Annotated in this window: 20 protein-coding genes and 4 tRNA genes; 12 read left to right on the forward strand and 12 right to left on the reverse strand. The window is 72.6% G+C overall.

Translation table 11 applies throughout. The features are described 5' to 3' along the window. Nucleotides 1-189: 189 nt before the first annotated feature. The gene (locus AB0J87_RS38125) at nt 190-957 is read left to right on the forward strand and encodes an SDR family NAD(P)-dependent oxidoreductase (protein ID WP_363973677.1); all 768 of its coding nucleotides are present in this window, start codon (nt 190-192) and stop codon (nt 955-957) included. Nucleotides 958-1,028: 71 nt separating this feature from the next. Here the strand turns inward: AB0J87_RS38125 and AB0J87_RS38130 are convergent, their stop codons facing one another. Then, nucleotides 1,029-2,369 (reverse strand): FAD-binding oxidoreductase, encoded by a 1,341-nt coding sequence (locus AB0J87_RS38130; RefSeq protein ID WP_363973680.1) that lies wholly within the window; start codon nt 2,367-2,369, stop codon nt 1,029-1,031. Nucleotides 2,370-2,505: 136 nt separating this feature from the next. On the opposite strand from AB0J87_RS38130, the gene AB0J87_RS38135 reads away from it, so the two are divergent. From AB0J87_RS38135 to AB0J87_RS38145, 3 genes are all read left to right on the forward strand, one after another. Next, nucleotides 2,506-3,414, forward strand: coding sequence for an RNA polymerase sigma-70 factor (locus AB0J87_RS38135; RefSeq protein ID WP_363973683.1), 909 nt, complete (start codon nt 2,506-2,508; stop codon nt 3,412-3,414). A gap of 79 nt (nt 3,415-3,493) precedes the next feature. After that, nucleotides 3,494-4,426: an NAD(P)-dependent oxidoreductase gene (locus AB0J87_RS38140; protein ID WP_363973686.1), complete on the forward strand. Its 933-nt coding sequence runs from the start codon at nt 3,494-3,496 to the stop codon at nt 4,424-4,426. Beyond that, entirely contained in the window at nt 4,423-5,346 is a 924-nt protein-coding gene (locus AB0J87_RS38145) for an RNA polymerase sigma-70 factor (protein WP_363973689.1), read from the forward strand. The genes AB0J87_RS38140 and AB0J87_RS38145 overlap by 4 nt, the downstream gene beginning before the upstream one ends. A gap of 39 nt (nt 5,347-5,385) precedes the next feature. On the opposite strand, the gene AB0J87_RS38150 is transcribed toward AB0J87_RS38145, so the two are convergent. After that, the gene (locus AB0J87_RS38150; RefSeq protein ID WP_363973692.1) at nt 5,386-6,258 is read right to left on the reverse strand and encodes a helix-turn-helix transcriptional regulator; all 873 of its coding nucleotides are present in this window, start codon (nt 6,256-6,258) and stop codon (nt 5,386-5,388) included. A 122-nt stretch (nt 6,259-6,380) separates the two neighbouring features. On the opposite strand from AB0J87_RS38150, the gene AB0J87_RS38155 reads away from it, so the two are divergent. Next, nucleotides 6,381-7,127 carry an NAD(P)-binding domain-containing protein gene (locus AB0J87_RS38155; RefSeq protein WP_363973695.1) on the forward strand — a complete coding sequence of 249 codons (747 nt, stop codon included), beginning with the start codon at nt 6,381-6,383 and terminating at the stop codon, nt 7,125-7,127. Nucleotides 7,128-7,279: 152 nt separating this feature from the next. Here AB0J87_RS38155 and AB0J87_RS38160 read toward each other — a convergent pair whose 3' ends face one another. After that, a complete protein-coding gene (locus AB0J87_RS38160; protein WP_363973698.1) occupies nt 7,280-7,657 on the reverse strand; it encodes a DUF6069 family protein in 378 nt (125 codons plus the stop codon). 141 nt (nt 7,658-7,798) lie between these two features. Here AB0J87_RS38160 and AB0J87_RS38165 point away from each other — a divergent pair, with 141 nt between their 5' ends. Both AB0J87_RS38165 and AB0J87_RS38170 read left to right on the forward strand, forming a co-directional pair. Next, entirely contained in the window at nt 7,799-8,914 is a 1,116-nt protein-coding gene (locus tag AB0J87_RS38165) for a histidine kinase (protein ID WP_363974068.1), read from the forward strand. Further along, on the forward strand, nt 8,902-9,555 hold the full coding sequence (locus AB0J87_RS38170; protein WP_363973700.1) for a response regulator transcription factor: 654 nt from the start codon (nt 8,902-8,904) through the stop codon (nt 9,553-9,555). The genes AB0J87_RS38165 and AB0J87_RS38170 overlap by 13 nt, the downstream gene beginning before the upstream one ends. Nucleotides 9,556-9,558: 3 nt before the next feature. On the opposite strand, the gene AB0J87_RS38175 is transcribed toward AB0J87_RS38170, so the two are convergent. Then, complete coding sequence (locus AB0J87_RS38175) at nt 9,559-10,008, reverse strand: MarR family transcriptional regulator (protein ID WP_350730611.1); 450 nt, start codon at nt 10,006-10,008, stop codon at nt 9,559-9,561. A gap of 108 nt (nt 10,009-10,116) precedes the next feature. Here AB0J87_RS38175 and AB0J87_RS38180 point away from each other — a divergent pair, with 108 nt between their 5' ends. Continuing rightward, nucleotides 10,117-10,875, forward strand: coding sequence for a nucleotidyltransferase domain-containing protein (locus AB0J87_RS38180; RefSeq protein WP_363973704.1), 759 nt, complete (start codon nt 10,117-10,119; stop codon nt 10,873-10,875). Here the strand turns inward: AB0J87_RS38180 and AB0J87_RS38185 are convergent. The 5 genes from AB0J87_RS38185 to AB0J87_RS38205 all read right to left on the reverse strand — a co-directional run bounded on the left by AB0J87_RS38185 (nt 10,836) and on the right by AB0J87_RS38205 (nt 12,260). Continuing rightward, complete coding sequence (locus tag AB0J87_RS38185) at nt 10,836-11,657, reverse strand: nitroreductase/quinone reductase family protein (protein ID WP_363973707.1); 822 nt, start codon at nt 11,655-11,657, stop codon at nt 10,836-10,838. The two genes, AB0J87_RS38180 and AB0J87_RS38185, sit on opposite strands and share 40 nt — an antisense overlap. Before the next feature lie 241 nt (nt 11,658-11,898). Beyond that, nucleotides 11,899-11,980, reverse strand: a tRNA-Tyr gene (locus AB0J87_RS38190). A gap of 38 nt (nt 11,981-12,018) precedes the next feature. Further along, a tRNA-Glu gene (locus tag AB0J87_RS38195) sits at nt 12,019-12,091 on the reverse strand. Nucleotides 12,092-12,103: 12 nt separating this feature from the next. Beyond that, nucleotides 12,104-12,176: transfer RNA gene (locus AB0J87_RS38200), tRNA-Leu, on the reverse strand. Nucleotides 12,177-12,189: 13 nt separating this feature from the next. Then, nucleotides 12,190-12,260 (reverse strand) — tRNA-Ala (locus AB0J87_RS38205). Nucleotides 12,261-12,484: 224 nt separating this feature from the next. Between AB0J87_RS38205 and AB0J87_RS38210 the strand changes: the two genes are divergently transcribed. Further along, on the forward strand, nt 12,485-13,237 hold the full coding sequence (locus AB0J87_RS38210) for a MerR family transcriptional regulator (RefSeq protein WP_363973710.1): 753 nt from the start codon (nt 12,485-12,487) through the stop codon (nt 13,235-13,237). Here the strand turns inward: AB0J87_RS38210 and AB0J87_RS38215 are convergent. After that, nucleotides 13,221-13,907, reverse strand: coding sequence for a TetR/AcrR family transcriptional regulator (locus AB0J87_RS38215; protein ID WP_363973713.1), 687 nt, complete (start codon nt 13,905-13,907; stop codon nt 13,221-13,223). The two genes, AB0J87_RS38210 and AB0J87_RS38215, sit on opposite strands and share 17 nt — an antisense overlap. An 86-nt stretch (nt 13,908-13,993) precedes the next feature. Here AB0J87_RS38215 and AB0J87_RS38220 point away from each other — a divergent pair, with 86 nt between their 5' ends. Further along, on the forward strand, nt 13,994-15,070 hold the full coding sequence (locus AB0J87_RS38220) for an NAD(P)/FAD-dependent oxidoreductase (protein ID WP_363973716.1): 1,077 nt from the start codon (nt 13,994-13,996) through the stop codon (nt 15,068-15,070). On the opposite strand, the gene AB0J87_RS38225 is transcribed toward AB0J87_RS38220, so the two are convergent. Then, nucleotides 15,060-15,968 (reverse strand): LysR substrate-binding domain-containing protein, encoded by a 909-nt coding sequence (locus tag AB0J87_RS38225; protein WP_363973719.1) that lies wholly within the window; start codon nt 15,966-15,968, stop codon nt 15,060-15,062. The genes AB0J87_RS38220 and AB0J87_RS38225 overlap by 11 nt on opposite strands. A gap of 71 nt (nt 15,969-16,039) precedes the next feature. Between AB0J87_RS38225 and AB0J87_RS38230 the strand changes: the two genes are divergently transcribed. Both AB0J87_RS38230 and AB0J87_RS38235 read left to right on the forward strand, forming a co-directional pair. Next, entirely contained in the window at nt 16,040-16,405 is a 366-nt protein-coding gene (locus AB0J87_RS38230) for a nuclear transport factor 2 family protein (protein ID WP_363973722.1), read from the forward strand. Between the two features lie 57 nt (nt 16,406-16,462). Beyond that, complete coding sequence (locus tag AB0J87_RS38235) at nt 16,463-17,533, forward strand: adenylyl-sulfate kinase (protein ID WP_363973725.1); 1,071 nt, start codon at nt 16,463-16,465, stop codon at nt 17,531-17,533. Between the two features lie 36 nt (nt 17,534-17,569). Here the strand turns inward: AB0J87_RS38235 and AB0J87_RS38240 are convergent, their stop codons facing one another. Beyond that, nucleotides 17,570-17,965: a DUF742 domain-containing protein gene (locus tag AB0J87_RS38240; protein WP_363973728.1), complete on the reverse strand. Its 396-nt coding sequence runs from the start codon at nt 17,963-17,965 to the stop codon at nt 17,570-17,572. Nucleotides 17,966-17,970 lie beyond the last annotated feature (5 nt).

Below are 17,970 nucleotides of genomic sequence, written 5' to 3' on the forward strand. Positions count from 1 at the left end.
CCCACCAGCAACACCGTGCGACACCCCGGCCCGGCGGGCGATCTCCTGCGGCACCGGCTCCACGCCGACATCGACCGGCCGGTCCCGAAGAGTCCCGTCTACCCAGGCCGGATGTCACAGCTGGGTGGGCCATCTCGTCTCGGGTTCCGAAAGCGAAGGAACGCACCATTCCATAGCAAGGAGCTGGACATGAGCGAGCACGCCACGCATCGGAACATCGCGCTGATCACCGGGGCGAACAAGGGGATCGGCCGTGCGGCCGCCGGGCAACTCGCCGCGCTGGGCATGACGGTCCTGATCGGCGCCAGAGACCCGCGGCGCGGTGAGGAGGCCGCCGCGGCGCTGCGGGCGGCGGGCGGCGACGCGCACGCGGTCACCCTGGACGTCACCGACCCGGCCACGGCCCGGGCGGCAGCGGAGCAGGTCGAGGAGCGTTTTGGCCACCTCGACGTGCTGGTCAACAACGCCGGCATCACCGGCTCCGGGCAGGTCACGCCCGTCGACGCCCACGATCAGGTCCCCAGCTCCGTCGACCTGGACATGGTCCGGGCGGTGTTCGAGACCAACGTCCTCGGGGTGGTCGCGGTGACCAACGCCATGCTGCCGCTGCTGCGGCGCTCGCCGGCGCCGCGCATCGTCAACGTCAGCAGCGCCGCCGGATCGCTGACCCTCAACAGCGACCCGGACGGCCCGTTCACGGCGCTGCCGGCGTCGGCCGCGTACTCGCCCTCCAAGACCGCGCTGAACGCGCTGACCGTGCAGTACGCCAACGAGCTGCGCAAGGACGGCATCCTCGTCAACGCCGCCGACCCCGGCTACGTGGACACGGAGATCAACAACCACAGCGGCTATCTCACGACCGAGCAGGGCGCCGCGATCCTGGTCCGCCTGGCCACGCTCGGCGCGGACGGGCCGACCGGCGGGTTCTTCAGCGAGAACGGCCCGATGCCCTGGTGACCCCGAGGCGCCGATCAAGACGGGCCCCACGCACACTCCGTGCGTGGGGCCCGCCCCCGTTGGCGGACGGCCTACCGAGGCCGGATGTTGTGGTTGTGGGCGAACAGGTTGCCGGGGTCGTACTGGCGCTTGACCGCCGCGAGCCGCTCATAGGTCCCCGCCGGATAGACGGCGGCGACGTCCTCCTCGGTGGCGGAAGCCAGGAAGTTCGCGTACGCGCCATTGGCGTGAGGTGCGAGCCGCGCCCAGATCGCTTCCAGAGCAGGACGGGCGGCCTCCACGACCGGCTCCGGACCCAGGGTGGTCGTCACGAACATCAACTCCGCCCGGCGATGCGCGTAGGCGGTGGCCTCGGCCGGGACCCGGGACACCGCACCGCCGACGCTGCGAACGGCGATGAACGGCGACCCCTCCGATGCCCCGACCTCGGCAAGGATCCGAAGGACCTCGGGCACCGACTCCTTGTCGGCGAAGCCGTTCCGGGTGACGAGCCGGATGCCGGGCGGCGGGGTCGCGCCGTCCACGAGCGTGTCCGCATAGGGCTTCAGCGCGACGTCGTCGTCGATCACCGTGCCGAGCCGGCGGATCGGGTCGAGGGCCCGCGCGGCGAGCTCCGGGTCATCGCCGTCGAAGGTGACGAAGAGCTCGACCGGCGCCTCGGGCCCGCCGGCGAAGGGGTTGGCGAAGCTCGCGATGGAGGTGAGCTCTTCGGGGGCGGTGCGGAGGTAGTCCGCCCAGCCCTGGAGCACGCCGGCCGCCTCCGCCGCCGGGAAGGCGATCCTGCCGTGGAAGACGTCCGTCGTCGGGTGTGCCGCGAACTCGAAGGCGGTCACGATCCCGAAGTTGCCGCCACCGCCGCGAATCGCCCAGAACAGCTCCGGGTTCTCCTCCGCGCTCGCGCGCACGACCTCTCCGTCCGCCGTGACCAGCTCCGCGGCGACCAGGCTGTCCAGGGCCAGGCCGTACTTCCTGACCTTCCAGCCGATGCCGCCGGTCAAGGTCAGCCCGCCGACGCCGACGCTCTTGGTGTCGCCCGAGGAGATCGCCAGGCCGTGCGGGGCCAGGGCGGTCGCGACCTGACCCCAGGTGGCGCCGCCGCCGATCCGTACGAGGTGCCGTTCTTTGTCGATGACCTCCACCTGCGCGAGGCCGCTGAGGTCGATCACGATGCCGTCGTCGTTGGTGCCGAAGCCCACGAAGGCGTGGCCGCCGCCGCGTACGGACAGCAGGAGCCCGCTGCCGGCGGCGAACCTGACGCCCGCCCGCACGTCCGCGACGCTCTTGGGCCGCAGAACATAAGCTGGACTGCCCGAAGTCAGTACCGAGCGGCCGGCCGACGCGTACTCCGCTGCGCCCGGCTCGATGATGTCGCCGCCGAAGTCGCGGCGCAGGGTGTCAAGTGCTGATCTCATGAACACGAGATGCCGGCGAGCCGATCCTTGTGACAGCGCGGAGTACGTGAGGTGTGTCACAAGGGCCACGGCGTCACAAAACGGCGGGGTCCGGCGTCTGGTGGGTGACACAGTCAAGAGCGAACAGGAGCCACCCATGCCGCACACCGCGCCCGAAGATCGCGGCGGGGACATGAGCCCGGACGCCGCCACCGAGGCGTTCCTCACCCACCGCAACCTGCTGTTCACGGTCGCCTACGAGATGCTCGGCTCGGCCGCCGACGCCGAGGACGTCCTGCAGGAGACCTGGCTGCGGTGGGCGGGCGTCGATCTTGACGACGTACGGGATCAGCGCGCCTACCTGGTCCGGATCGCCACCCGGCAGGCGCTGAGCAGGCTGCGTACGCTGGGCCGGCGCAAGGAGTCCTACGTCGGCCCCTGGCTGCCCGAACCACTGCTGACCACGCCCGACGTGGCCGAGGACGTCGAGCTGGCCGACAGCGTCTCGATGGCGATGCTGCTGGTGCTGGAGACGCTGGGGCCGACCGAGCGGGCGGTTTTCGTGCTGCGCGAGGTGTTCGACCTGGACTACGACGAGATCGCCGAAGCCGTCGACAAGAGCCCGGCCGCGGTGCGCCAGATCGCCCACCGGGCACGGGCGCACGTCGCCGCGCGCCGGCCGCGCGGGATCGTCTCCCCGGCCGAGACCCGGGACGCGCTGGCGGCGTTCCAGCGGGCGGTCGAAACCGGCGACCTGCAACGCCTGCTCGACATCCTCGCGCCGGACGTCGTCCTCCTGACCGACGGCGGCGGAATCAAGCAGGCCGCGCTGGCGCCCGTCGTGGGGGCCGGCAACGTGGCTCCCGTGCTGAGCAGGATCAAGCCCATGGTGTCGCTGCAGGCGGCGCAGGTCAACGGCTACCCGGCGCTGATCTTCCGGCTCGACGGCGAGATCGACACCGTCGTAGCGGTACGCATCGACGAGGGCCTCATCACCGGCCTCTACGCCGTGCGCAATCCCGAGAAGCTGGCGCGCATGGAGCGGGAGACCACCCTGCACCGCTGAGCCCGCCGATGTCACAGCCGGGAGGGCTGTTTCGTCTCGGGTTGCGGAAACGGGTTCTGAGTTCGGAAAGGTGATGATCATGCGGGTGTTCGTGGCCGGTGGAAGCGGGGTTCTGGGGCAGCGGCTGGTGCCGCTGCTGGTGGCCCGGAAACACCAGGTGACGGCTTCGACGACGAGCGCGGCCAAGAGGGGCTTGCTGGAGCAGCTGGGCGCTGAGGCGGTCGTGATGGACGGGCTGGACGCGGTGTCGGTCGGTGAGGCGGTGGCCAAGGCCCGGCCGGACGCGATCGTCCACCAGATGACCGCGATTTCCGTGGCACACGCCGGCAAGCCCGACATGAAGCACATGGATCGGTGGTTCGCCGGCACCAACCGGCTGCGTACCGAGGGGACGGATCACCTGCTGGCCGCCGCCGAGGCGACCGGCGTGACCGGCTTCGTCGCGCAGAGCTACGGCGCCTGGAACGGCATCCGCGAGGGCGGCTGGGTCAAGACCGAGCAGGACGCGGTGGACCCGATGACGGGGACGCCGGCGGAGCCCGGGATGAAGGCGATCGGCCATGTCGAGGACGTGGTCGTCAAGGCCGGGGGCGCGGTCCTGCGGTACGGCTGGTTCTACGGTCCGGGCGCCACGGACGACCTGGTCGAGCCCGTACGCAAGCGGCAGTTCCCGGTCGTCGGGAGCGGTGCCGGCCACTGCTCGTGGGTGCATCTGGACGACGCGGCGAGCGCTACCGTCCTGGCCGTGGAGCAGCGGGCGAGGGGAGTGTTCAACATCGTCGACGACGAACCGGCCCCGGCCGGCGAGTGGCTGCCCTACCTGGCCGGGTGCGCGGGCGCCAAGCGGCCGATGCGGGTCCCCGCCTGGCTGGCCCGCCCGCTGGCCGGGGACGTGGCGGTGACGATGATGACCGAGGGGCGCGGCTTCTCCAACGCCAAGGCCAAGCGGGAGCTGGGCTGGGAGCTGCGCTACCCCTCGTGGCGGCAGGGCTTCAAGGAAGAGCTGGCATGACCCGCGCCGAAGAGTTCGAGGAGCTGCGGCCGCTGCTGTTCTCGATCGCCTACCGGATCCTCGGCAGCGTGAGCGAGGCCGAGGACGCGGTCCAGGAGACCTGGCTGCGCTACCAGACCTCCCCGACCGAGCCCGTCTCGGCCAAGTCCTTCCTGGCGGCCGTGGTGACCAGGATCGCCATCGACGTGCTGCGCTCGGCCCGGGTCCGGCGCGAGGAGTATGTCGGGCCGTGGTTTCCCGAGCCGCTGCTCGCCGACCCGTACCAGGACCCGGAGCGCTCGGCGGAGCTGGCCGACTCGCTGTCCATGGCGGCCCTGCTGCTGCTGGAACGGCTCAGCCCGCTCGAGCGCGCGGTCTTCGTGCTGCGGGAGGTGTTCGGGTTCGGCTTCGGCGAGGTCGCGTCGGCGGTGGGGCGTTCGGAGGCGGCGTGCCGCCAGCTCGCGGCGCGGGCGCGCCGCCACATGGACGCGGGCCGGCCCCGGTTCGAGGCCGACCGCAAGGAGCGGGAGGAGCTGGCCGAACGGTTCTTCGACGCCTTCCGGGAAGGCGACGTCGAAGGTCTGCGGGCGCTGCTCGCCGCCGACGTGCACATGGTCGCCGACAGCGGCGGCAAGGCCCCGCAGTGGGGTACGGGCGTCTTCGGCGCCGAGAACGTGGCCCGGGTGTTCGCCGCGCTCGCCCCGCTGTTCGCCCGGATCGGCGGCGTGGTGGAGCCGCACCAGATGAACGGCCAGCCGGGCGCGATCTTCCGGGATCGGGACGGCAAGGTCGTCAACACCTGGACGCTCGACGTCCTCGACGGACGGGTCCAGGCGATCCGTACGATGCTCAACCCCGACAAGCTCGAGCACGTGGGCCCGGTGGCGGACGCCTGGGCGACCCTCCGCGAGGCGACCCAGGCCCGCCGGCCGGCGGACTGACCGCAAGAGCCGACCGCCCCCGGACCTGGGGCAGCCGGCTCACAGGGCGGACGGCCGCGCCGGCACCACCACCTGCTCGGAGGCCGAGCCCGGACTCGCGAGCTCCCGCAGCGCCTGCTCGGAAGCCGAGTCCGGCTCGGCGGCGAACAGGTCCAGCCCGCAGCACGCGGGCTCGTCGGGCAGCGCGATGAGCTCGCCGTGCAGGGTCAGCTCGCCCACGACCGGGTGGTGCAGCACGTACGTCCGGGACCGGACCCGCGCGACCGGGTGCTCGGCCCACATCCGCGCGAAGTCCGCGCTCAGCTCCCGCATCTCGTCGACGTGCGCCGCGAGCCCGGCGTCCCCGCGATAGCGCCCGAGCAGGACCCGCAGGTGCGCCACCTGCTCGCGCGCCGCCCCCTCCCAGCCGGTGCGGTGCAGCTCACGCAGGTGGGGCTCGGTGAACAGCAGGTGTGAGAGCGTCCGGCGGCCCGCCGGCAGCGCGGGGAAGTCGCCGAACACCGCCACCGCCAGCCGGTTCCAGCCGACGATCTGGGTGTGCCGGCCGACCACCAGCGCCGGCGTCATCACGAACGACTCCAGCAGATAACGCAGGCTCGCAGGCACTGCGGCCGCGCCACCCTCGCACGCCAGGGGCGGCCGGGCGATCCGGTGCAGGTAGGTCAGCTCGTCGCCGTCCAGGCACAGCGCCGCGCCGACGGCGTCCAGGATCTCGTCGGAGACGCTGTCGCCTTTGCCCTGTTCCAGGCGCGTGTAGTGGGCGATGCTCACCCCCGCGAGCCGGGCCAGCTCCTCCCGCCGCAGCCCCGCGACCCGGCGCATCCCGCCGTAGTCACGCAGCCCCACGTCCTCGGGGCGCAGCCGGGCACGGCGCGATTTGAGGAACTCGCTCAGCTCGGTCCGGTCGTTCACGCGACCACCCTATGCCGTGGGTGATCACGCCGTGAGTACGCAGGACACGGGCCTGGCCGGGCGGCCGCGGGGGCTCCAGGCTGTCAGGCGAGTCACCCACCTGAACGCATTGGAGATGAACGGTGTCCCAGACGCTCGGACTCATCGGGAGCGGAATGATCGGCGCTTCCGTCGCCCGCCTGGCCGTCGCGGCCGGCCTCGAGGTCGTCCTCAGCAATTCGCGAGGGCCGGAAACGCTCGCCGATCTCGTCGCCGAGCTGGGCGGACGTGCCCGGGCGGCCACACCGGCGGAGGCGGCACGCGCCGCGGACCTGGTGGTGGCGGCCATCCCGCTGAAAGCCTGCGACCAGTTGCCGACCGACGCCCTGACCGGCAAGACGGTGCTCGACACGTCGAATTACTACCCCGAGCGGGACGGCCACCTGGCCGAACTCGACGCGGGCGAACTGACCTCCAGCGCCCTCATGCAGCGCCACCTCGGGGGCTCCCGGGTGGTCAAGGCCTTCAACAACATCACCCCGCACCAGCTGTTCACCCTCGCCCGGCCCGCGGGCGCGCCCGACCGCAGCGCCCTGCCCATCGCCGGCGACGACGCGGAGGCCAAGGCAGAGGCCACCCGGCTGCTGGACGTCCTCGGTCATGACGCGGTGGACATCGGCACGCTCGCCGACAGCTGGCGCAGCGAACCGAACACCCCGGTCTACATCCAGCCCTACCTCGGCGAACTACCCGCCATGAGCGTGGAGGACTTCCTCCGCTGGACCCTCCGGAACCCCGGCATCGCCGTCCCCGCGGCGCAGGTCGGCGAGCTCGTCGAGACCGCGGTCCGCCGATCGGCGGGCGAGGCGAGGCTCCCGAGCGCCGGCTGATCCCTCAAGGCTCATCGCGCAGAACGCCTCGACGGCGTTGACGACGGCGGCGCGTCCCGCCGGACGTGGGCAAGGGGCGAGGTGCGTGGATTCTCGCCGTAGTAGCCGCCCAGCCCGATCACCCCCGCCACGGAGGTACCCGTAGGGCAGGTTCAGCGCCGTGCCAGCCCCGCGACGATCACGGCGCCGACGACCAGGTGCAACAGCATCAGCACCAGCGTCGCGGCGAGACCGACGGCGCTGCCGAGCGGGCCGGACAGGGACAGGACGAGCACGACCAGGGCGGTGATCGTCCAGACGCGGCCGGGCCGGGCGACCCGTCGCTCCAGCGCGGCCAGCAGCGCCCAGCCCGCGAGCCCGGCCACCAGGCTCGCGACGATGACCGATACGGGGCCGACGGTCTGCGTGCCGCCGCCCGCCCGCACGGTCAGTGCGGCGCCGGCCAGCGGCACCGCCAGGGCCCACACGGCCAGGGCGGCCGCGGGCGCGCCGATCACGGTGAGGAGCAGTCTTCTGAGGGAGGTGTTCACGCCGCTCAGCCTCGCCTGCCCGGGTGGGTCGCCACATCGGGCCCGCGGTCGCGCTCTGTCCGTCCCCGGTGGGGTACGGGTCCTCCTTTAGTAGGTGATGGCTCCTTCGTACCGGCGACTAACCTTTGGCCGGTGAGCAAGATGCGACCCCAGCAGCCCCTGGCCGTGGCGGTCATGGCCCTCGGGGTGGGCGGCCTGACCGGCGTGACGCTGTGGGGGCAAAGCGACGGGCCGTTGCTCTGGCCGGATGTCGCGGTCGCGGTGTTGAGCCTGGTCGCGGCGCTCGCCCAGCTGTGGTGGCCGGTCTCCGGCGCGCTCGCCGCCGCCCTGCTCGCCGTGGTCTCCCCGGTGGCCACGCCGGCGGCGACGACGGGGGCGCTGCAGGTGGCCCAGCGCAGGCGCTGGCCCGTCGCGGCGGCGGTGGCGGCGACGGGCATGGCGGCCCACCTGGTCCAGGGGCTGTGGCGGCCGAACTCCGGCATCTCCCTCGGCTGGTGGCTGCTGCTGATCTGCGCCGCGTACGGGGCGCTGCTCGGCTGGGGCGCGCTGGCCCGTTCCCGCCGCGCCCTGCTCATCTCGCTGCACGAACGCGCCCGCCGCGCCGAAGCCGAGCAGGGCAGGCGCGTCGCCGAGGCCCGCATGGCCGAGCGCCGCCGGCTCGCCCGGGAGATGCACGACGTACTGGCCCACCGCCTGTCGCTGGTGGCCACCCACGCGGGGGCGCTGGAGTACCGGCCCGACTCCTCGCCCGACCAGCTCGCCCGGGCCGCCGGGGTGGTCCGCTCCGGCGTCCACCAGGCGCTGGAGGAGCTGCGCCAGGTGATCGGCCTGCTGCGCGAGGACGACGACCTCCTGGACGAGCTCGAACCCCAGCCCACGCTGGCCGACCTGGCGCGGTTGGTCGCCGAAGCGCGCCACGCCGGTCAGGACGTACAGGTCAGCGACGAGACCGGCGGCGCCGCCCCGCCCGCCGCCGGACGGACCGGCTACCGGGTCGTTCAGGAGGGGCTGACCAACGCCCGCAAGCACGCCCCCGGCCAGCCCGTGGAGGTGCTGCTGCGCGGCGCTCCCGGCACGCGCCTGCTGATCGACGTCAGCAACCCGCTGCCCCCGCCCGGCTCGGTGCCGACCACGCCCGGCAGCGGCGTCGGCCTGGTCGGGCTCACCGAACGGGTACGGCTGGCCGGCGGGCAACTGGACCACCAGAGCACCGAGGGGCGGTTCCGGCTCCAGGCCTGGCTACCATGGCCCGCGTGATCCGCGTGCTCCTGGTCGACGACGACGCCCTGGTCCGTGCCGGGCTGTCCATGATGCTGGACGGCGCCGCGGGCATCGCGGTCGTCGGCGAGGCGGCCGACGGCCAGGAGGCCATCACCGCCACCGACGCCCACTCGCCCGACGTCGTGCTCATGGACCTGCGGATGCCACGGCTGGACGGCATCACCGCCACCCGCCGGCTCCGCGCCCGCGCCCGTCCGCCGGAGGTGATCGTGCTGACCACCTTCGACACCGACGAGAACATCCTGCACGCGCTGCGCGCCGGCGCCAGCGGGTTCCTGCTCAAGGACACCCCGCCGCCGCAGATCGTGGAGGCGGTCACCCGGGTCGCGGCGGGCGAGCCGATCCTGTCCCCGCGCATCACGCGGCGGCTGATGGAGCGCACCGTCGCCCAGGCCGGGGCCTACGAGCGGGCCCGCGCCGCGCTGGCCGCCCTCACCCCTCGCGAGTACGAGGTCGCCCTCGCGATCGGGCGCGGCCGGACGAACGCGGACATCTCCGCGGAGCTCGCCATGGGCATCACGACGGTGAAGGCGCACGTGTCCAACATCCTCACCAAGCTCGACCTGGACAATCGCACCCAGATCGCGCTCCTCGCCCACGACGCGGGCCTCGCCTGAGCATCAGGGGCTTTCGTGGCCGAGGTCCGCGAGGCGGGTCAGGGCGGGCAGGGCGGCGGCGATCGCGCGGCGCTGTTCGGGGGTCAGCCGGGCCATGAGCGGGGCCAGGTGGCGGGTGCGGTCGTCGTGGCGGGAGCGGCCGATCCGGCGGCCGGCCTCGGTGATGTGGACGAGCACGGCGCGGCCGTCGGTCGGGTCGGGGCGGCGCTCCACCAGGCCGTCGCGCTCCAGTCGGGTGATGAGCTGGGTGATGCCGGGCTGGCTGACCTGCTCGGTCCTGGTCAGGTCGGTCAGCCGCATCGGGCCGTCGCTGAACGCGAGCGTGTCCAGCACCGACAGCGTCGTGAACGGCAGCTTCTCCAGCACGGGGAGCCGGATGTAGAAGCGGTTGAAGTGCTCGATCGCCGTGGTGAAGGCGTCCACGTCGAGATCGTCGCGCGAGGTGTCGTCCACGCCGAGAACATACCGAATCTTGTTTGAGCTGCGCTGACCCACGAACGGCCGCAAAATTTGATCATTTGCCCTATCTTCGACGGAAGCGCGCGACTCGAAGGGCATCCCGTGACCAACACCCCCAGCAACGTGCTGCTCGCCGGAGTCGTCGGCTCCACCGCCTACGGCCTGGCGGGGCCCGACTCCGACGTCGACCGGCTCGGCGTCTTCGCCACCCCCACGCTGGACATGGTCGGCCTGTCCCGGCCCAAGGAGAGCATCGTCCAGACGAACCCCGACCGCTCGCTCCACGAGGTCGGCAAGTGGTGCTCGCTGGCGCTGGGAGGCAATCCGACCGTGACGGAGCTGGTCTGGCTGCCCGACGACCTGTACGAGACCCGCACCCCGCTCGGCGACCAGCTCATCGCCATCAGGACCGCGTTCCTGTCCGGCCCGCGGGTCCGCAACGCCTACCTCGGGTACGCCACCCAGCAGTTCAAACGCCTCGACCAGCGCGGCGACGGCTCGTTCTCGGCCGACACCCGCAAGCGGACCAGCAAGCATGCCCGCCACCTCGCCCGCCTCCTGCACCAGGGGCGAGAGCTGTACGAGACCGGCCACCTGCCGATCCGGCTCCCCGACCCCGAGGCGATCCGCGCCTTCGGGGAGAGGGTCGCCGCCGGCAGCCTGGAAGAGGCCCAAGCTCTCCTGGCGGCCACCGAGGAGGCGTTCGACACCGTGCGCACGCCGCTGCCCGACCAGCCCGATGAGGCGACGGTCGAAGCGTGGCTGCGCGAGGTCCGCATCGCCCACTGGGACCCGCGGACCTCGCCACCCGTCGTGGGGGATCAGCCGTTCAGCAGCGGTACGAGGTATTCCTCCTCGTAGTCGAGGTGGGCCTCGACCTCGCGGGTGAGCCGTTCGACCTCCGCGAGCAACGTGCCGGGGGACAGGTCGTCGTCGCGGAGGAGCGTCTGGAGCTCTTCCAGCAGCCGCTGGACGGTCTCGTGCTCGGCGCGCAGCCGGGCCATCACCGGCTCCAGCTCCGGATAGCGCCCCTCCACCGCAGGGAAGACGGCGCCGTCCTCGCGCGTGTGGTGCTCGTGCAGGTTGTTGCACATGGTCAGGCAGTTGACGCGCAGCTGCGCGCCGAGGCGCGGGCCCGACCGGGCTACCTCGGTGCGGATGCGGGCCAGCTCCCTGCGGAAGGCGTCGTGCACCAGCTTGAGCGCGTCGCCCAGGCGGCCCGGTGGCGGCCCGTCGAAGATCGGGAGGAGCGCGACCACAGGCAGGACGCGGCCCGCGTTCTCCTGGTACCGCCCCCAGCCGGGATCGGCCTCCACGGCGCGGGCGAACATCCGGTCGCGTTCCTCGCCCTCCAGCACGACCGCCTTCGCCTGGTAGGTGAAGACGCCGTCCTCCACGCCGACCTGCGGGTTGGCGACCAGGTTGTGGTACCACGCCGGGTGCCGCGGCGCGCCGCCGGCCGAGGCGATGATCAGGTTGCGCTCGCCGTCGGGCAGGTAGCCGAGGGGCGTCGTGTGGCGCGCGCCCGTGCGCGCTCCGACGGTCGTCAGAAGGAGCAGCCTGGCTCCCTCGAACATGCCGCCGACCTGGCCGCTGTTGGCCCGGAACTCGTCGATGATCTGCTGGTTGAAGTCAATGGGCATGCGTGTATTCGCTCCAAAGCGGGATGGGTTCTTCGATGACCTGGGAAACCCGTCAGAGCACGCCGGAACGGCGTGCGCGGGTCAGCTGCGTTCAGGCAGGCCCAGCGATGTGAGAAGTCATCGGCCTCATCCCCTTTGGTTTCGGCGCCTCCATGCCGCCGCCGTCCGCACGGCCGGCGTCACGCGACGCGACGGCCATTACACGTTGATCCGCGACGGATGTCAACTCGCCCGGAGGAAGTGCGCGAGGACGGAGTCGAACCGCCACAGCCGAGGCGTCCGGTTTACAGCCGGGTGGGCTCACCAATGTGCCCAGCTCGCGCATTGTCGATGGTTTTTCGGGCCGAGAAACGGCAGGCCGTACCCCGTACCGGACTCGAACCGGCGATTTCCCGGGTGAAAGCCGGGCGTCCTGACCGCTGGACCAACGGGGCCTTTTTCTTACGTACGTCCGGCGGGATTCGAACCCGCACCGTCCGGTTCCTTAGACCGGTGCCTCTGCCATTGGGCTACGGACGTGCCGGTGCTGACGTGGACCGACAGGATCTCGAAACCTGAACTCCTGCTTGCAAGGCAGGTGTGATGCCTTTTCACCATCAGCCCAAAGAGAAAGGCCGCCCGGTGGATTGCCCGGCGGCCTCTGGAGAATCCTGACGGGGGATTACCCAGAAAGCCGCCCGGCCAGCGCGAGCGCGCCGCCGTACGCCGCGCCCCGGCGATAGTGGCGTTCGGCTGCGAATCGCATGGGAGGCCTTTCCTTTCGTTCTTCCGACGAACCTGACAGTAGCCGGTGCGCAGTGGCACCTGCCATTGATTTATCGTGGGGTATGCGGATCGGAGAGCTCGCCGCGCTGCTCGGGGTGTCCACCCGGACGGTGCGCTACTACCACCAGCAAGGCATCCTGCCGGAGCCGCCGCGCCTGGCCAACGGCTACCGCGAGTACGGCATGCGCGACGCCATCGCCCTGGCCCGCGTGCGGCGCCTGGTGGAGCTCGGGTTGAGCCTGGAGGAGGCGCGCGACGTCATCGCGGACGACCGCTCCCGCGAGCTGTCCGACATCCTCGCCGAGATCGACGCGGACCTGGCCCGCCAGGAGCACGAGATCCAGCTGCGCCGCGGGCGGCTGGCCGAGGTGCTCAAGCAGGCCGAGACCGGGTCGCTGGGCCCCGACGACACCTCATCGCCCGATCTGCTGGCGTTCCTGCGCACGGTGGAGCTCCCGGCGTCGAAGGCGGCGGCCTGGGACCGCGATCTGCTGGTGCTGATGGACAGCATGGCGACGAGCGGCGATCGGAAGCGGGCGTTCGGGATGTTCGACGCGCTGGCCGCCGACCCCGAGATGACGGCACGCGGCCACGACTTCTACCGCAGGCTCGACGCGCTGGCCGACGCCTCACCGGACGATCCGCGGGTGGGGCCGCTGGCGGAGTCGCTGGCCGACTACAGCATGGTGCACCTGCTGGCCGGCTCCGGCCCGCCCGGCTGGGACCCGGCGGCGGTCGAGCCGTTCCTCGACGGGCTCGCCCCCGCGCAGGCCGAGGTCGTACGGCAGGCGATGCGGATCATGGCGCGCCGGTGACGCGCGGGGCGACCCCGTCGAGCACCCAGTCGAGACCTTCGTCGAAGTCGGGCTGGACGTCGTCGCCCGTGACGACCCTGGCCACCGCCGGGTAGCGGCCGGTGGCCAGCATCCGGGTGAGGTACGGGCCGACGGTGCTCTGCCACTCCCGCTCGTCCAGGCCGCTGGCGCGCTCGGCCCGCCGCTCGGTGATCTCGAGGCGGACCGCGCCCATCACGTACGCGTTGACGGTGCCGACGACCCGCATCACCGTGGCGACCGGCACGTCCCCCAGCGCGGCCAGGGAGGTCTCCAGGTAGGCCAGCGCGTTGGGCCCCAGATTGGGCCGCCCGCCCAGCAGGTCGGCGAACCACTCGTGGCGCAGCGCCGCCTGCCTGGTGAGCCGGGCGAGATCCCGCAGCGCCGCCCGCCAGTCGCCGCCGGGCGGCTCTGACGGCACGATCTCGCCGTACACCTCGTCCACCATGAGGTCCAGCAGCTCTTCCTTGGTGGACAGGTAGCCGTACAGGCGCATGGGGCCCGCGTCGAGCGCGGCGGCGACCTTGCGCAGCGACACCGCGTCGAGCCCCTCGCGGTCGGCGAGGTCGATGGCCGCGCGCACGATCCGCTCCCTGCTCAGCGGGCTCGGCGTGGGCCTGCTCGGCGGCTCGGGCCGCTCCCAGACGAGCATGGGCTCACCTCCTTGAGTAACGAGAATACACCGTCTATGGTCGATACAGTGTATTGACAAATACATTGTATCGAAAGGATCGTCCCATGACCTCTCCCCGCATCGCCGTCGTCGGAGCCGGGCTCGGCGGCCTCACCCTGGCCCGCGTCCTGCAGGTCCACGGCCTGCCCGTCACCGTCTTCGAACGCGAGCCGTCACCCGATTCCCGCTCCCAAGGCGGCACCCTCGACATGCACGCGGGCTCCGGACAGACCGCGCTGGCCAAGGCCGGGCTGCTCGACGAGTTCCGCGCGCTGGCCCGGCCGGAAGGGCAGGAGAAGCGGATCCACGACGAGCACGGGACCCTGCTCCACCACGAGCAGCCCGCCGACGGCGACGAGAGCATGCCGGAGATCGACCGGGGGCAGCTGCGCGGCCTGCTCATCGGCTCGCTCGCCGACGGCACCATCCGCTGGGGCCACGCCGTGGAGGGGGCCGCCGGGCGGAGCGTGCTCTTCCCTGACGGCTCCAGCGAGGAGTTCGACCTGGTCGTGGGCGCGGACGGGGCCTGGTCCCGGGTGCGTCCCGGCCTGTCGGAGGTGACGCCCGCCTACACTGGCGTCAGCTTCGTCGAGACCGGCTTCGAGGAGGCCCGCCACCCCGAGCTGGCGCGCATGGTCGGCAACGGCACCATGTCGGCCTACGGCCCCGACAAGGCCGTGCTCGCCCAGCGCAACAGCAACGGCCGCATCCGCGTCTACGCCGCCTACCGCGGTCCTCAGGACCGGCCGGTCTCCGAGGTGCTGTCGATGTTCGACGGCTGGGCGGAGAGCGTACGCGCGCTCCTGCTGGAGGCCGACGAGCCGTTCGAGTCCCGCCCGCTGTTCACGCTGCCCGTCGGCCACTCCTGGCCGCACACCCCGGGCCGCACGCTGCTGGGCGACGCCGCCCACCTGATGCCGCCGCTGGGCGTGGGCGCCAACCTCGCCATGCTCGACGGCGCCGAGCTGGCCGACGCCCTGGCCGCCGAGCCCGACGTGGACGCGGCGGTCCGCGCCTACGAGAGCGTCATGTTCCCCCGTGCGGCGCGCCTGGCCCGCTTCGCCACCGACGGCCTCGACGCTCTCTTCTCCCCGGAAGGCGTCAAGGGGGCCCTGCGTCTCTTCAGCGAGCTCACCGGCTGACCGCTGCCGTGGTCGCGGCGGAGGTCCCGAAGGCTTGCCGGCCGCGGGCCAGGAGCTCCCGTACGGCCGGGCCGTGGCCGGTGCGCCAGACCAGCGCCAGCAGGGCGGGCGCCTCGACGTCGGCGAGGGTGCGGGCGATGAGCCGGTCGCGGTGGCGGGCGGCCATGGAGTCGCTGAGGACGCCGACGGCGACGCCGCGGGCGGCGAGGTCGGCGATGGCGTCGGCGGCGCTGGCCTGCAGGGCGATCACGGGCCTGCGGCCCTGCGCGACGCAGGCCCGGTCGAACACCGCGCGCAGCCCGGTGCCGGGCGGCATGCACACGATCGGGTACGCCTCCAGGTCGCGCAGGCCGACCTGGGGCAGCTCGGCCAGGGGGTGGCCGGGCGGGACGGTCACGACGAGGCGCTCGCTGATGATCGTGAGCGCCTCCAGCCCGTCGAGGGCGTCGGTGGCCGTGCCCACCAGGGCCAGGTCGATCGTGCCGGCGCGGACCCCGTCGATGAGGCGGTCCGAGTTGTCCTCCAGCAGGGAGAGCTCCACGCCGGGATGCGCCCGGTGGAAGGCGGCGAGCGCGTCGAACAGCGGCGTGACCGTGCAGCCGATCACCATCCCGACCGTGAGCCGCCCCCGGATCAGGTCGGTCACCTCGCCCACCGCCTCGCCGACCGCCCCCGCCGCCGCGAGCGCGGCCCGGGCGTGCTCCAGAGCCGCCCGGCCCGCGACGGTCAGCGTCGCGGTGCGGCCCGAGCGGTCGAACAGCTCGGCGCCGAGCTCGCGCTCGAGCTGGCGGATCTGGGCGCTGACGCCGGACTGGCTGATGTGCACCCGCTCGGCGGCCCGGGTGAAGTTCTGCTCCTCGGCGACCGCGACGAAGTACTCCAGCTGCCTCAGTTCCATAACCAGAGATTCTAGCTTCCATCAGAACCATCTGTTGGACTTCTGATGGGTGGCCGGGCAGGGTGGAAAACATGACGGAATACGAGAAGGCCATGCGGCCGGAGGAGATCACCCGCCTGTTCGTCGAGCGGTCCAACGCCGGTGACGCGGCCGGGGTGGCGGCGCTGTACGAGGAGGACGCGGTGCTGGCCTACCCGCCGGGCAGCCAGACGGTGGGCCGGGAGGCGATCCGCGAGCTGTGGGAGAAGGTGCTGGCCGGGCGGCCGCATTTCGAGCCCGAGCAGCCGCTGCCGACGCTGATCCACGGCGACATCGCGCTCACCTCCACCCCGCCGAGGGACGGGGCCGGGGCGCGGGCCCAGGTCGTACGCCGCCAGCCGGACGGGAGCTGGCTGCGCGTGATCGACCAGCCCGAGTTCGTCCCGCCCACCCGCTGACCCTGCCCTCCGAAAAGGGGTCGCCGGGCAGGGCGGGGGCCGACTACGGTCGCGTGGATGAGCGATGATCGGCTGCCCCTGCTGTGGCTCTGCGGTCCGTCGGGCGTCGGCAAGTCGACGGTCGGCTGGGAGGTGTTCAACCAGCTCAGCCGGAGCGGCGTCAGGACGGCGTTCGTCGACGGCGACCAGATCAGCATGTTCCACCCGCTCCCCGAGGGCGGCACGCACCCCGTACGGGCGCGCCACCTGGCGGCGATGTGGCCGAACTTCCGCCGGGAAGGCGCCCAGTGCGTGGTCCTGTCGGGCTTCGTCTTCACCGACGAAGAGGTCCGCCAGTACACCCGCCTGCTCCCGGACGCCGCGCTGACGCTGTGCCGGCTGCGGGTCGGCCAGGCCGAGCTCAAGGAGCGCTTCCTCGCCAGGGGCTGGCGCCCCGACCTGGTCGAGCAGGCCATCGCGGATGCGGAGGCCCTAGAGCGTACGGACTTTGCCGACGTGTGCGTGGACACCGACGGGCTCTCGATCGCGGAGGCGGCCAGGACGGTCCTCGCCCGGGCCGGGGGATGGCCGCTCGCGCGGGTGCCGGTGCTGTGGTTCTCCGGCGCGACCGCCGTCGGCAAGTCCACGGTCGCGTACGAGGTCTTCTCGCGCCTCATCAGGAGCGGCGTCCCGGCCGCCTACGTCGATCTCCAGCAGATCGGCGTGCTCCGTCCCGTCACCGAGGACGCTCGGCGGCTCAGAGCGGGCAACCTCGCCGCCCTGTGGTCCGGCTACCGGGCTGCCGGAGCCCGCTGCCTGATCGTCTCCGGCGACGCCGGCCTCGACACCTACGCGGACTCCCTCCCCGGAGCCGCGCTGACGGTGTGCCGCCTGCACGCCGGCCCCGGCACGCTGGCCGAACGGGTGATGCTGCGCGGGCAGGGCGGAGGGCCGGCCATCCCCGGCGACGAGCTGAAGGGGCTGGATCCCGGCGCCCTGCGACGGGCCGCCGAACGGGCGGCCCGTGAGGCCGAGGCCCTGGAGCACGCCGGCACGGGCGACCTCCGCCTCGACACCGACGGCCGGTCGGCGGCGGAACTCGCCGAAGAGGTGCTGGCCGCCTGGCCGGGCCGTCCCGCCGGCGCGTGAGGCGGCGTGGCGGCCGTCAGCCCGTGGACGCCGGGCTCAGAGCCGCTGCAGCCCGCTGAGCACCCGTTCCAGCAGGCCGGCCTCCGGCCGCCCGCCGGGCAGGCGCGGGTGGTACAGGTGCAGCAGCCCTTCGGCCGCCATGTCGGCGATCAGGACGCGGGCGACCCCGAGCGGGATCTGCAGCACCGCCGCCACCTCGGCCACCGACCGGACCTGCCGGCACAGCTCGCTGATGGCGGCGTACTCGGGCGTGATCAGGGCGAAGGTGTGCGGCGGCGCGTCGGCGGAGCACACCAGGGCCTCCATCGCCAGCTTGATGCGCGGCGCGGTGCGCCCGCCGGTGACGGCGTAAGGCCGGACCGGCGAATCCGGGTCCTGCTCGTCGGGGTCGGGCGGCGGCCGCCAGCCGCCGCTCCAGGGCGGGTCGGTCATGTCCA

The organism is Nonomuraea sp. NPDC049625, from assembly GCF_040675285.1.
In the GTDB taxonomy this organism is placed as follows: domain Bacteria; phylum Actinomycetota; class Actinomycetes; order Streptosporangiales; family Streptosporangiaceae; genus Nonomuraea; species Nonomuraea angiospora_A.